This is a genomic window from Streptomyces sp. NBC_00376, assembly GCF_036077095.1.
Lineage (GTDB): Bacteria > Actinomycetota > Actinomycetes > Streptomycetales > Streptomycetaceae > Streptomyces.
Genome location: NZ_CP107960.1, coordinates 7,931,665 through 7,944,280, shown reverse-complemented (window position 1 = coordinate 7,944,280; position 12,616 = coordinate 7,931,665). Strand labels below are relative to the sequence as shown.

Below are 12,616 nucleotides of genomic sequence, written 5' to 3'. Positions count from 1 at the left end.
GGTCCAAGGTCAGGTGGAGATGACGATGGCTGTGGCTGTGGTGCGGTCAGGAGCCCGGAAGGCTCCGGGGGCTACTTCTCGACGGTGAATCCCTGCTCCGTGCCGTACTTGACGGACGCGTCCTGCCAGGCCTTCAGGCCCTGGTCCAGCCTGGTGCCGGAGATGTAGGCCTTGCCGACGGTGTCGTTGAAGATCGAGTTGGCGTACACCTGGTACGGCAGGTACTTCCAGTCGGTGGGCACGTTCTTCGCGGACTCGGCGAAGACCTTGTTGGCCCTCTGGCCGCCGAAGTACGGGAATTCGGTGTTCTGGAACGCCTCGGAGTCCAGGTCCTTCGTGGTAGCGGGGAACGCGCCGTTCTCGACGCGGGTCTGCACGCCCGCACCGGAGTTGGCGTACTCGACGAAGGCGTACGCGAGTTCCTTGTTGCCGCCGAGCTCGGGCAGCGCGAGCGAGCTGCCGCCGTTCTCCGCGCTGGCCGTCGCGCCCTTGGTCCACTGCGGCAGCGGGGCGGCGCGCCAGTCGCCGGAGGCGCCCTTCACGCCGGAGGCGAAGTTGGCGGGCATCCACGCACCGGTGGGCAGTGTGGCGATGGTGCCGTCACCGAGGCCCTTGTACCAGTCGTCGCTCCATCCGGCGATCGGCGAGAGGAGCTTCTCGTCGATGAGCTTCTGCCAGGTCGCGGTGTACTTCTTCGAGCCCTCGTCGGTGAAGTCGATGCCGACCTTGGTGCCGTCGACCTTGTACGGGTGCGCCCCGGCCTGCCACAGAAGGCTGGTGGTCAGGCCCGCGTCGCCGAGGTCGCTGGTGATGTATGCCTTCGGGTCCGCCTTGTGCAGCTTGCCGGCCGCCTCGACGTACTCGTCCCATGTCGTCGGCACGGCGATGTCGTACTTGTCGAAGACCTTCTTGTTGTAGAAGAGCGCCATCGGCCCGGAGTCCATCGGCAGGCCGTAGACGCCGTCACCGGCCCGCACCGCGTTCCACGGGCCCGGGGAGTACGTGTCGGCCAGCTTGTCGGCACCGTACGGCTTGAGGTCGGTGACCGACTTCGTCAGCGCGTACTGGCTGAGGGCGTAGTACTCGATCTGCGCGACATCGGGGACGCCCTTCTTGGCCGAGATCGCGTTCTGCAGGGCCTTGTACTGGTCGTTGTTGGTGCCCGCGTTGACCAGCTTGACGTCGACCTTCGGGTACTTCTTCTCGAAGTCGGCGACGACCTGCTTCAGGGTGGGCTCCCACGCCCACACGGTTACCGTGCCGCCCTTCTTCAGGGCGGCCTGGATGTCGGCCGCGCCGACCTTCTTCTGTGCGGAGTCCTCGTCGTCGGAGCCGCCGCAGGCGGTCACCCCGAGGGCGAGGGCGCAGACGAGACCGATGCCGCGCAGCAGGCGGCGGGGGTTCTTGGGCATGGCGATGCTTCCACTTCGTCGTGGTTCTACAGAGGGTTGTCGTGCTTCTACAGAGGGTTCTCGGGGGCGGTGAAGGCTGGGTTCCTGGCTGCGTCTACTCCTTGACGCTTCCGGCAGCGAGACCGGACTGCCAGTACTTCTGGAGCATCAGGAACGCTGCGATCAGCGGCACGATGGTGATCAGCGAGCCGGTGATCACCAGGTTGAACACGACCTCGCCGCCGGCCGCGTAGGCCTGCTTGTTCCATGCGTCGAGTCCGACGGTCAGCGGGTACCAGTCGGGGTCCTTCAGCATGATCAGCGGCAGGAAGTAGTTGTTCCACGTCGCGACCGTGGTGAAGAGCAGGACGGTGACCGTCCCGGGCGCCAGCAGTGGCAGCGCGACCCGGAAGAAGGTGCGCACCTCGTTCGCGCCGTCGATGCGGGCCGCCTCCATCAGCTCGGTGGGGATCGCCTCGGTGGCGAACACCCACATCAGATACAGGCCGAACGGCGAGATCAGGGACGGGACGATGACCGCCCACGGGGTGTCGGTCAGGCCGATCTTGCTGAACATGAGGAACGTCGGGACGGCGAGCGCCGTGGTCGGCACCGCGACCGCGCCGATGACGACCGCGAACACGGCCCGCTTGCCCGGGAAGGCGAACTTGGCGAGCGCGTACCCACCGAGCACCGCGAGGAAGGTGGCACCGCCCGCGCCCACCACCACGTACAGCAGGGTGTTGAGGAGCCAGCGGCCGAAGACACCGTCCTGGTAGGTGAAGGTCTGGGCGATGTTGTCCCACAGGGCGAAGTCCCCGTCGAACCAGAGGCCGAACGAGCGCGCCAGTCCCCCCTGTGTCTTGGTGGCGCTGATCAGCAGCCACAGCAGCGGGACGAGGCTGTAGAGCACGACGACCGCGGTGAGCAGGGTCAGCAGGACACTGCGCCTGGGGCGCCCGGGGGTGTGGCGGCGCGGGGCGCGAAGGCGCGGGGCGGCGGACTTCGCCGGAGCGGCGGGGCGGGGGGCGGTGGCGGTGGTCGGTCCGGTCATCGGGTCACGCTCCCTTGCGCATGCCGCGCAGCTGGACGACGTAGGCGACGACCATGGTGATCACGCCCATGACGATGGCGACCGTCGCGGAGTAGTTGTGCTGCTGGCCGGAGAAGGACAGCGAGTACGTGTAGTAGTTCGGGGTGTAGTCGGTGGTGATCGCGTTCGGTGCCAGCTTCTGGAGGATGGCGGGCTCGTTGAAGAGCTGGAAGCTGCCGATGATCGAGAAGATGGTGGCGATGACGAGCGCGCCGCGGATGGCCGGCAGTTTGATCGCCGAGATGACGCGCCACTGTCCCGCGCCGTCGATCTCCGCCGCCTCGTACAGCGAGTGCGGGACCACCCGCAGCGCGGCAAAGAAGATCAGCATGTTGTAGCCGACGAACTCCCAGGTCACGATGTTGCCGATGGACGCCAGGATCAGGTCGGAGGAGAGCGGGTCGGGCAGCTTCACGCCGAACGCGTCGTTGATGTCGCCGACCAGGCCGAAGCGGGTGCCGTAGATGAAGCCCCACATGAGGGAGGCGACGACGGCGGGCACCGCGTACGGCAGGAAGACGGCGATCCGGAAGAAGTCCTTGCCGTAGAGGCGGCCGCTGTCGAGGGCGAGCGCGATCAGCAGCGCGAGCCCCAGCATGATCGGCACCTGGATGAGGAGGAACAGGCCGACGCGCCCGACCCCTTCCCAGAACTGGCCGTCCTGCAGGGCCTGTTGGTAGTTGTCGAAGCCCACGAAGGCAGTGCCGCCGATGAGCTGGGTCCGGAAGAGGCTCAAGTAGATCGAGTACCCGAGCGGTGCCAGGAAGACCAGCGCGAAGACGAGGACGAAGGGGCCGATGAACCCCCATCCCGTCCACGAGCGGCGTGCCCGTCGCACCGGTGGTCCGGCCGGGCGGGGCCCCGTGGCCGCCGACGGTTGAAGCGTCGTCATCTTGCGTCCCTCACTCGTACATCCCTCGCGGGTGGTGACCTCGATGTTTGCGTAACCATTTCGGCGTGCAAGGCACTGACGGCTGATATGTTTACGTAAACATCGGGTGGCGGCATGTTTACACCGCCCCGTTGATCACGGTCAAGAGTCTGTCTCCCGGTATACGAACGGGGCAGCTGGTGAGGGGGGACGGTGGGAGCAACCGACAGCGCCCCGGCACGAGGCGGGGCCGGCGGCCGGCGCCGTGCGCAGAGCGCGTCGATGGCGGACGTGGCCCGGGTCTCGGGGGTCTCGGCGCAGACGGTGTCGCGCGTCTCCAACGGCTTCCCCGGCGTCAACGAGGAGACGCGGCAACGGGTGCTCACGGCGATGAAGGAGCTCGGCTACCGACCCAACAGCGCGGCCCGCGCGCTCAAGCGGGGCGAGTTCCGCACGATCGGCGTGATCACGTTCACCCTGTCCACGACGGGCAACATGCGCACGCTGGAGGCCATCGCGACATCGGCCGCGCAGGAGGGGTACTCGGTCACGCTGATGCCGGTCGCGGTCCCCACCCAGGACGAGGTGCGCGGCGCCTTCTCCCGGCTGGGCGAGCTGGCGGTGGACGCCGTCATCGTCATCATGGAGGTCCATCTGCTCGATTCGGCGCCCCTGTCGCTGCCGCCGCACGTGAAGATCGTGGTCGCGGACTCGGACGCCGGGGACCGGTACGCGGTCGTCGACACCGACCAGGCGGGCGGCACCCGGGATGCCGTGCAGCATCTGCTCGGCCTCGGACACCACACCGTGTGGCATCTCGCCGGACCGGAGGCGTCGTACGCGGCGCAACGCCGAACGGACGCCTGGCGCAAGGCACTCGAGGAGGCCGGTCGAGTGCCGCCGCCCCTGGTGCGCGGCGACTGGTCGGCGGAGTCGGGCTACCGCGCCGGCCTCCACCTGGCCGAACAGTCCGACTGCACCGCGGTGTTCGCCGCCAACGACCAGATGGCGCTGGGCCTGCTGCGCGCCCTGAACGAGCGCGGCCGCAAGGTCCCCCAGGACGTCTCGGTCATCGGCTTCGACGACATCCCGGAGTCGGGCTCGTTCCTTCCCCCGCTGACCACGGTCCACCAGGACTTCGCCGAGGTCGGCCGCCGCTGTGTGGAGAGCGCCCTGCGCCAGGTACGGCAGGGCGGGGAGGAGCGGGGAACGACGCTGGTGCCCACCCGGCTGGTGGTACGGGACAGCACGGCGCCCGGACGCGGCTGAGAGCGTGCCGGCGGCCGGGGCGCTCGGGCGGCGAAGCCTGTGCCGGTGGCGCCATCCGCGCCACCCGGCACCGCGGTCGCCTCCCTTCCCCGGCCCAGGACGCCGCCCCGCGCGGCCGCCCACCGCCGACCTCGCACCTTCCGCGCCACCCGGAGCCCGCACCACCCACCCGGGGACCGCTCCGTCCGCGCGCCCGTTCCGTCCCGACCCGTCCCCGCTCCGTCCGCGCGCCCGCCCGGCTCAGGTGGCGGGCCGGCTCGCCAGGTACTCGGTCAGGCCCTCGCCGGTGAGCGGGTAGTAGTCGGAGAGCCGTCCGCCCTCGTCGAGGCGGCGGCGCGCGAACTCCTCCCGGTCCTGGTGCAGCAGGGAATCCTCGGAAAGCGGGATCGCATTCCGCTGCGGCACGACGACGGCGCCGTCCTCGTCGGCCACGATCAGGTCGCCGGGGGTCACCAGGGAGCCGCCGACACCGACGGGCACGTTGAACGCGGACGGGAACAGCTCGGTCTGCGAGGCGTAGTGCGGGGTGACGCCGGTGCACCAGATGGGCACGCCGAGTGCCCGGACCCGGGCCGCGTCCCGCACCCGTCCGTCGACCACGATCCCGGCACCGCCGCGCAGCTTGAAGTAACGCACGAGCATGTCGCCGAGGCAACCGGTGAAGTGACTGCCGTAGGCCGAGACGACGAGCACGTCGCCGGGCCGGATGGATTCCAGGACGCCCCACAGCGCGGTCTTGCGCTCGATGTCCTCCTGCTCCGCGCCGTTGAAGACGTCCTCGCGCTGCGGCAGGAACTGCAGTGTCACGGCACCGCCGGTGACCTTCACGTCCGGTTCGCGGTGCAGCGGTACGGGACCGTCGATGAACGTCCGGGTGATGCCCATCTGGTGCAGCTTCGCGCAGGCCGTCGCCGCGCTCACGTCCTTGAGGGCCTCCACCATCTGTGAGGTGGGCCGTACGTAGTCCGCGGTGTGGGCCGGCGCTCGCGTCGATTCGTAACGACGGCCCTCCCCCGTCCCACTGACGCGGGTCTCCCCCGTCGACGGCGTTTCCTGATCCCCTGTCGGGTTCATGCACTTGCCTCTCCGTGCGCTCGTCGCGCACAACGCCAGTGACACCATCGCCTATCGATGGTAGATAACAGCCAATCGATTAGTGATGTCAATGCGTCAGGAGCCTTCCGTGACCGATGCTTCCACCGACTCCCCTGATCCCACCGGGTGGTTCGAGGCCGCTCGCTTCGGACTGTTCGTCCACTTCGGCCTGTACAGCCTGGCGGCCCGGCACGAGTGGGTGCGCAGCCGGGAATCCATGTCGCAGCAGGCGTACGACCGTTACCTGCACCGCTTCGATCCCGATCTCTTCGATGCCCCGCAACTGGCGCGTACGGCACGCGAGTCGGGCATGCGATACGCGGTGCTGACTGCCAAGCACCACGACGGTTTCTGCCTGTTCGACTCGGCGCTGTCCGACTACACCTCGGTGCGCGCGACGGGCCGGGACCTGGTGCGCGAGTTCGTCGACGCGATGCGCGCCGAGGGCCTGCGCGTCGGCCTGTACTACTCGCTGCTCGACTGGCACCACCCCGACTTCACGGTCGACGAGCACCATCCGCTGCGCGGCACCGCGGCCGAGCAGGAGCCGCGTGACATGGCACGCTACCGCGCGTACATGGAGGGGCAGATACGCGAGCTCCTCACCGCCTACGGCCCGATCGACCTGCTCTTCTTCGACTTCACATATCCGGAGAAGGGGCCACAGGAGTGGGGTGCCGGGCAACTCCGCTCCCTGGTGAAGGAGTTGCAGCCCGGCATCCTCGTCAACGACCGGCTCGGCATCCCCGGCGACTACGTGACGCCCGAGCAGTACCAGCCCGACCGGCCGCTGGAGCGCGGCGGTGAGCGGGTGATGTGGGAGGCCTGCCACACCCTCAACGGCTCGTGGGGATACGACCGCGACAACCACGACTACAAGGACCCCGCGCTACTGGTCCGCATGCTGGTGCAGTCCGTCGCCTGCGGCGGCAATCTCATCCTGAACGTCGGACCCACCGGCCGCGGCGCCCTGGACCCGCGAGCCCGCGCCACGCTCGGAGCCATCGGCGAGTGGACCCGGCTGCACGCGCGTTCCGTGCAGGGCGCGGGGCCGAGCGCGTTCGAGGCGCCGGCGAACGCCCTGTACACGCAGGCCGGCCGCCGCCTGTATCTGCACCTGCTGGCCTGGCCGCTCAGACACCTCCACCTGCCGGGACTGGCCGGGCGGGTGCGTTACGCCCAACTCCTGCACGACGGTTCGGAGATCCGGTTCCAGGAGATGGACGGCACACGGCACGAGCACAACAACCTCGCGCCGCCGAACCAGCCTGCGGGCACCCTGACCCTGACCCTGCCGATCGCCCGGCCCGACGTGCTGCTCCCGGTGATCGAGCTGGAGCTGGACGGGCAGGAGTGATCTCCCTGGTGCCCAAGGCCTCGTCGCCGTGCGGTGGTTGCTCGCCGACGGAGCCGACCGGAACCGGGGAAAGGAACTCAGAGCATTGCCGCAGCACTCTTGAAGAAGCGAGATGCAGCCCTTTAGCATCAGCAATCGATAGACGATAGACACAGAGGCGAGGGCCCCGCCCCGCCTTCGCCGCATCGCGCCACCCCTCCGGGCGACCGTACCGATCGGCCGCCCGCACCCCCCTCCCATCACAGCTCCACCGGGAACTCTGCGACTGAACACCAACTATCGATTATTCACGACTACGCAACGGAGCGTGTCCCGATGAAGAAAATGTGGCGCCGTACCTGCGGACTCGCCGTGGCTCCCCTCGTGATGGCATCGGCCGTCGCCTGCGGCAACGGCTCCGACCAGGCCTCGGAGGGCACGACCCTCCGCGTCATCGTGAACATCACGCCGAACCTGACGGAGAAGTACTGGAACGATCTCTTCGACACGTACGAGAAATCCCACCCCGGAGTGACGGTCAAGCTCGAACTGACCGGCACGATCTCGGCGGACGCGAAGCTGAGGCAGGACCTGGCGGCGGGCGATCCGCCGGATGTCGCCCAGCAGATCACGCCGACCGCCGAAACCGCGTCGCTCTTCGCCGACCTGTCCGACCAGCCCTGGACCACCAAGACGCCGCTGGCCGACCAGTACGCCATCGACGGCAAGCACTACGTGGTCGGTGTGGGTGAGCAGATCCAGTCGCTCGTGTTCTACAGCAAGGCCGCCTTCGAGAAGGCCGGGATCGACGCCACGAACATCCGGTCCCTGGATCAGTTCACTTCGGCCATGGGCAGCTTGAAGGGAGCCGGCTTCAAGCCGCTGCAGACCGCCGGTCAGTGGGTCACCGGCTCCCAGTTCTCCATGATGGCCGACGCGGGTGTGCTCACCGCCGACCCCGAGTGGACGGCCAAGCGCAAGGACGGGAAGGCCTCCTTCGCGAAGAGCGGCTACCTGCCCTACCTGGAGCACTACAAGAGCTGGATCGACAAGGGCTACCTGGACAAGAGCGCGCTCGGCCTCACCTACGCGGACGGCCAGACGGCCTTCCTGAACGGCAAGTCCGCGATGTACATCATGGGTTCGTTCTTCGTGCCCGCCGCCGACGCCGCGAAGAAGAGCGACGACATCGGCGTGTTCACCATGCCGACCGACGGGGCCTACCCGTCCGGCCAGTTCGGCAACATCTCGAACCCGTACGTGGTGGTGAACAAGTCGCGCCACAAGGCCGAGGCGATCGAGTTCGTGAAGTGGGCGACCACCGACCCGAAGGCCCTCAAGAGCCAGCTCGCCTCCGACGCCAATCTGCGTGAGGGCTTCACGTACCCGATGTCCAGCCTCGGTTCGTCCGTGCAGAAGATCCTGGACAAGGCGCCGTCGGTGATCGTGAAGTCCGGGAAGAGCCAGCCGATCGCCGGGTTCAGCGACGAGCTCAACAAGCAGATCCAGTCCCTGTACACGGGCTCGTCCCCCGCGGGCGCGGCCGAAGGATTGGACAAGTGGTGGAACTCGCAGAGCTGAACGCGGGACTGAAGCACCGGGGGCGACGCCGGGCCAGGCTTCGGGACTCGGCCGTCACCCTCGCGATGATGGGCCCGGCCGTACTGCTCTACACGGTGATGACCGTCGTGCCGGTGGGCGTCGCGGTGTATCTCAGTCTGACCGACTGGGACGGCTTCTCCACCGCCACGTTCACCGGGCTCGACAACTACAAGCACCTGTTCGACGATCCGAGTTCGTCGGACGCCTGGTACGTGACGGGGCTGGTCGCCGTGGCCGGCACGGTCCTCATGGTGGGACTGGGGCTCGTGTACGCGCTGGCTCTCAAGGGCCGTTCGCGCACCAACTCGTTCTTCCGGGCCGTCGCCTACTTCCCGCACGTCATCAGCGCGCTGATCCTCGGCTACCTGTGGGCGGCGATCCTCGGCACCAACGGCGCCATCAACAACACACTCGCCAAGTTCGGGATCGAGCCGCTGGGTTTCCTCTTCGACGAGCAGTTCGCGCTGATCTCGCTGATCGCCGTGATCGTGTGGGCCGGATTCGGCTTCAACGTCGTCCTGTTCGTGGCCGCCCTGCAGACGGTGCCCGCCGAGCTGCTGGAGGCCGCAGCGATGGACGGCGCCTCCAAGCGGCAGATCAACACACGGATCGTGATCCCCATGATCGCGCCCGTGGTGACCGTGGCGACGGTGCTGAACCTGGTGGGGCTCGTCCGGGCGTACGACATCGTGGTCAGCCTCACCGGCGGCGGTCCGGCCGGGTCGACGCAGACGTTCACGTACCTCATTCTCGCCCGTTCCTTCGAGGGCACCAAGGTCGGGTACGCGACCGCGCAGGCAGTGTTCCTGATGGTGGTGTCCGCGGTGCTCGCCCTCGTTGTGACAACGCTGCGCAACCGTCAAGACCAAGCCGCGACAGGTTAGTTAGGAGCCGTTGGTGGTGGTACTAGAGGCAGAGGTCCGCGAGAAGCCGAAGGCCTTGCCGACCAGGAGCGACGACGTGCGGCGCACGGAGCGCGACGAGTCCCGTTCGCCCGTGCGGTGGGGCCTGCTCGGCGTGCTGTTCGTCGTCATGGTCGTGCCGGTCTATCTGCTCGTGGTGAACGCCTTCAAGTCGCAGCAGGACATCCTCGACAACCCGTTCTCGATCCCCCTGAGCGGGCTGACCTTCGAGCACATGTCGGCCGCGATCAGCAGCCCGCAGTTCAACGTCATCGGCGGCTACGGCTTCACGCTGTTCCTCGTCGTGGTCGTGGACGTGCTGTGCATCCTGCTCGCGGGCCCCGCCGCGTACGCGATCGCGCGCAGTCTCAAGCGGCGTACGCAGCTGGTGCTGCTGTATTTCCTGGCCGGCACGTTCATCCCGGGTGCCGCCGTGATCATCCCGGTGATCTATGTGCTGCGCGAGGTCGGGCTGGCCAACACCGTGACCGGTCTGGTCGCGCACGATGTGGCGTCCACGCTGCCGGTGAGCATCTTCCTGTTCGTCGGCTTCATCCGCACCATCCCGGTGGACATCGACCACGCGGCGACGATCGACGGCGCGGGCCGGTACCGGACGTTCTGGTCCATCATCTTCCCGCTGATGCGTCCGGCGGTCGTCACGGTGCTGATCCTCAACTCGATCGGGATCTGGAACGACTTCGTCTCACCGCAGATCCTGCTCAGCCCGTCCTCCGGGCACTACACGGTCACGACGGCGATCTACGCGGGCATCAGCCAGTACTCGACCGACCTGACGAAGGTGTTTCCCAACCTTCTGCTCGCCGTCGCGCCCGTCGTCATCTTCTTCATCTACATGCAGCGCCACATCATCAGCGGTCTCACCGTCGGCGCCGTGAAGGGATGAGTCGTGAAGGGACGAGCCCTGGAGAGACGACCGGGCTCGTTCTCACCCGTCCGAGCAAGAGCCGAGAGAAGAGAAAGGACCACGCAGTGCTGAGGAGTTCGATGCCACGGTCCCGCAGGGGTTCGTGGCCCGCAGCCGCCCTGCTCGCAGCCCTGGCCATGGTGGCGGCCGGTCAGCCCGCCGCCGCCCATCCGGCCGGGTTCCGGCCGGGAAAGACCTACTACGTCGCGCCGTCCGGGAAGGACACCGCCGGCGGCCGGAGCGCCAGGGCCCCGTTCCGGCACATCCAGAGGTGCGCCGACGTGATGGTGCCGGGCGACACGTGCCTGGTCCTGTCCGGCACGTACGAGGAGACGGTCGTGCCGGCCCGTTCCGGCACCGCCGAACTGCCGATCACCTACCGCGCCGCCCCGGGCGCGAAGGTGACGGTCAGCGGTTCCTCCAGGATCGGCGGCTTCGAGCCGGTCACCGCCGCCGATGTCACCGAGATCGCCAGGACCGACCCGTTCGCCAAGGACTCGCAGTTCAGCGACGCGGTGGCGGCCGGGCACGTCTACAGCACGGATGTCGACCTCGGCCCGGACGTGAGCACCGTGCAGGTGTTCACCGACAAGAAGATGGGCGTCGAGGCCCAATGGCCCTACCCCGGGCTCGATCTGCTCGGCCCCACGCTCCAGTACGCCGGTGCGGGCAGCGCGGACGCCACGATCGCCGACGCGGACCTGACCCGTCCGGCCGGTTACTGGGACGGCGCGCGCGCTCTCACCGGCTACTGGTACATCTCGGCCACGGGCAAGGTGAAGAGTTCGGCCGTCGGCTCGGTGACGCTCGACGTGGCGCCGCCGTGCGTCCACAAGGTCGTACCGAAGGAGACGCGGTACGCGCTCTCCGGCAAGATCGGTGAGCTCGCGCACCCCGGCGAGTGGTTCTACGACCCGGCCACGAAGCGCCTGTACGTGTACAGCACCGACGACCCCGGTGCCCACACCTTCGAGGCCAAGCGCCGCACCCTCGGCTTCGACCTGACGAACACCGGCCACACCACGGTCGCCGGCATCGGCCTGTTCGCCACCACGATCCAGACGGGCGCCACCAGCACCGGTGTCACCCTCGACGGCATCGAGGGCAAGTACCTGTCGCACTACACGGACATCACCCGGGGCGCGACGGACTGCGGCAGCACGGTGACCCGGGGCGTCGGCGACACCGGCATCATCCTCGACGGCACCCACAACAAGATCGTGAACAGCGATCTGTCGCTGAGCGCCGGGAACGGCATCGCACTGCGCGGACAGAACAACACCGCCACGGACAACGTGATCCACGACGTGGACTACATGGGCACCTACGCGGCGGGCATCGCCGTACAGGGCAACAGTCAGACGGTCACGCACAACACCATCTCCCGCGTCGGCCGCAGCGGCATCAACCTCCAGTGGAACGAGGTGGCCGGCCTCACCCCGGGCAAGGACCTGATCGCGTACAACGACATCTCCGGGTACGCCCGGCTGAGCCTGGACGTCGCCGCGATCTACACCTGCTGCAGCGCGTACATGATGGGTTCGTCCATCGACCACAACGTGCTGCACGACCCGGCACCCACGACGACCTCGACCACGTTCGGCATCTCGGGCGTCTACGCGGACAACGGCCAGAGCGATCTCGTCATCGCGAACAACGTGGGCTGGGGCAACCGCGAGGGCACGGTGATGCTCAACGGACTGGGCACCGGGTCGCACGACAACAGCGTCTACAACAACACCGGTGGGATGACGCTGTTCTACGTGAAGGAGCCGGAGGCGTCGACCGGCACGAAGATCTACAACAACATCGGGACGATCCGGGGCCTGACCGACGCCACGAACGGCGGTCTCGTCCTGTCGAACAACCTTCCCGCCGAGGCCGATCCGCTCTTCGTCGACGCGGCGAACCACGACTACCGGCTGACCGCCGAATCCCCCGCGCGCAATGCGGCGATCCCGCTGCCGGGGATCAATGGCGGTTCCACGGACGCGACACCGAGTCTGGGTGCGTATCAGTACGGGGCACCGAAGTGGACGGCGGGCGCCCGCCGATAATTCCCCGGATTGCCAGCCTCTCTGCAACTCACATGCAAAACAAAGGGGGCCCGATGCGGATTTCGCATCGGG

The 12,616-nt window shown here is 67.9% G+C and carries 10 protein-coding genes; 6 read left to right on the top strand and 4 right to left on the bottom strand.

Annotated features, from left to right (window positions below; translation table 11 throughout):
• Window positions 1-71: 71 nt before the first annotated feature.
• From OG842_RS35625 to OG842_RS35615, 3 genes are all read right to left on the bottom strand, one after another.
• Window positions 72-1,412 carry an ABC transporter substrate-binding protein gene (locus OG842_RS35625; RefSeq protein WP_266734946.1) on the bottom strand — a complete coding sequence of 447 codons (1,341 nt, stop codon included), beginning with the start codon at window positions 1,410-1,412 and terminating at the stop codon, window positions 72-74.
• A 94-nt stretch (window positions 1,413-1,506) separates the two neighbouring features.
• Window positions 1,507-2,445, bottom strand: coding sequence for a carbohydrate ABC transporter permease (locus OG842_RS35620; RefSeq protein WP_266734948.1), 939 nt, complete (start codon window positions 2,443-2,445; stop codon window positions 1,507-1,509).
• A 4-nt stretch (window positions 2,446-2,449) separates the two neighbouring features.
• On the bottom strand, window positions 2,450-3,376 hold the full coding sequence (locus OG842_RS35615; protein WP_266734950.1) for a carbohydrate ABC transporter permease: 927 nt from the start codon (window positions 3,374-3,376) through the stop codon (window positions 2,450-2,452).
• Between the two features lie 261 nt (window positions 3,377-3,637).
• Here OG842_RS35615 and OG842_RS35610 point away from each other — a divergent pair, with 261 nt between their 5' ends.
• Window positions 3,638-4,624: a LacI family DNA-binding transcriptional regulator gene (locus OG842_RS35610; RefSeq protein WP_266737271.1), complete on the top strand. Its 987-nt coding sequence runs from the start codon at window positions 3,638-3,640 to the stop codon at window positions 4,622-4,624.
• A 240-nt stretch (window positions 4,625-4,864) separates the two neighbouring features.
• Here the strand turns inward: OG842_RS35610 and OG842_RS35605 are convergent, their stop codons facing one another.
• Window positions 4,865-5,698, bottom strand: coding sequence for a ribonuclease activity regulator RraA (locus OG842_RS35605; RefSeq protein ID WP_266734952.1), 834 nt, complete (start codon window positions 5,696-5,698; stop codon window positions 4,865-4,867).
• An 85-nt stretch (window positions 5,699-5,783) separates the two neighbouring features.
• Between OG842_RS35605 and OG842_RS35600 the strand changes: the two genes are divergently transcribed.
• From OG842_RS35600 to OG842_RS35580, 5 genes are all read left to right on the top strand, one after another.
• Window positions 5,784-7,076: an alpha-L-fucosidase gene (locus OG842_RS35600; protein WP_443064027.1), complete on the top strand. Its 1,293-nt coding sequence runs from the start codon at window positions 5,784-5,786 to the stop codon at window positions 7,074-7,076.
• 315 nt (window positions 7,077-7,391) lie between these two features.
• Entirely contained in the window at window positions 7,392-8,636 is a 1,245-nt protein-coding gene (locus OG842_RS35595; protein ID WP_266734953.1) for an ABC transporter substrate-binding protein, read from the top strand.
• Window positions 8,615-9,541, top strand: a complete 927-nt coding sequence (locus OG842_RS35590; protein ID WP_266734955.1) for a carbohydrate ABC transporter permease — start codon at window positions 8,615-8,617, stop codon at window positions 9,539-9,541. Before OG842_RS35595 ends, OG842_RS35590 begins: the two co-directional genes overlap by 22 nt.
• A gap of 13 nt (window positions 9,542-9,554) precedes the next feature.
• Window positions 9,555-10,466, top strand: a complete 912-nt coding sequence (locus tag OG842_RS35585; protein ID WP_266734957.1) for a carbohydrate ABC transporter permease — start codon at window positions 9,555-9,557, stop codon at window positions 10,464-10,466.
• Between the two features lie 101 nt (window positions 10,467-10,567).
• Window positions 10,568-12,544 carry a right-handed parallel beta-helix repeat-containing protein gene (locus tag OG842_RS35580; protein WP_266734958.1) on the top strand — a complete coding sequence of 659 codons (1,977 nt, stop codon included), beginning with the start codon at window positions 10,568-10,570 and terminating at the stop codon, window positions 12,542-12,544.
• Window positions 12,545-12,616: the final 72 nt, after the last annotated feature.

Bases quoted from the DNA above. Each gene is read 5' to 3' on its own strand.
- OG842_RS35600 (WP_443064027.1), top strand. From the start codon at position 5,784: ATGTCAATGCGTCAGGAGCCTTCCGTGACCGATGCTTCCACCGACTCC.
- OG842_RS35595 (WP_266734953.1), top strand. From the start codon at position 7,392: ATGAAGAAAATGTGGCGCCGTACCTGCGGACTCGCCGTGGCTCCCCTC.
- OG842_RS35625 (WP_266734946.1), bottom strand. From the start codon at position 1,412: ATGCCCAAGAACCCCCGCCGCCTGCTGCGCGGCATCGGTCTCGTCTGC.
- OG842_RS35580 (WP_266734958.1), top strand. From the start codon at position 10,568: ATGCCACGGTCCCGCAGGGGTTCGTGGCCCGCAGCCGCCCTGCTCGCA.
- OG842_RS35620 (WP_266734948.1), bottom strand. From the start codon at position 2,445: ATGACCGGACCGACCACCGCCACCGCCCCCCGCCCCGCCGCTCCGGCG.
- OG842_RS35605 (WP_266734952.1), bottom strand. From the start codon at position 5,698: ATGAACCCGACAGGGGATCAGGAAACGCCGTCGACGGGGGAGACCCGC.
- OG842_RS35610 (WP_266737271.1), top strand. From the start codon at position 3,638: ATGGCGGACGTGGCCCGGGTCTCGGGGGTCTCGGCGCAGACGGTGTCG.
- OG842_RS35615 (WP_266734950.1), bottom strand. From the start codon at position 3,376: ATGACGACGCTTCAACCGTCGGCGGCCACGGGGCCCCGCCCGGCCGGA.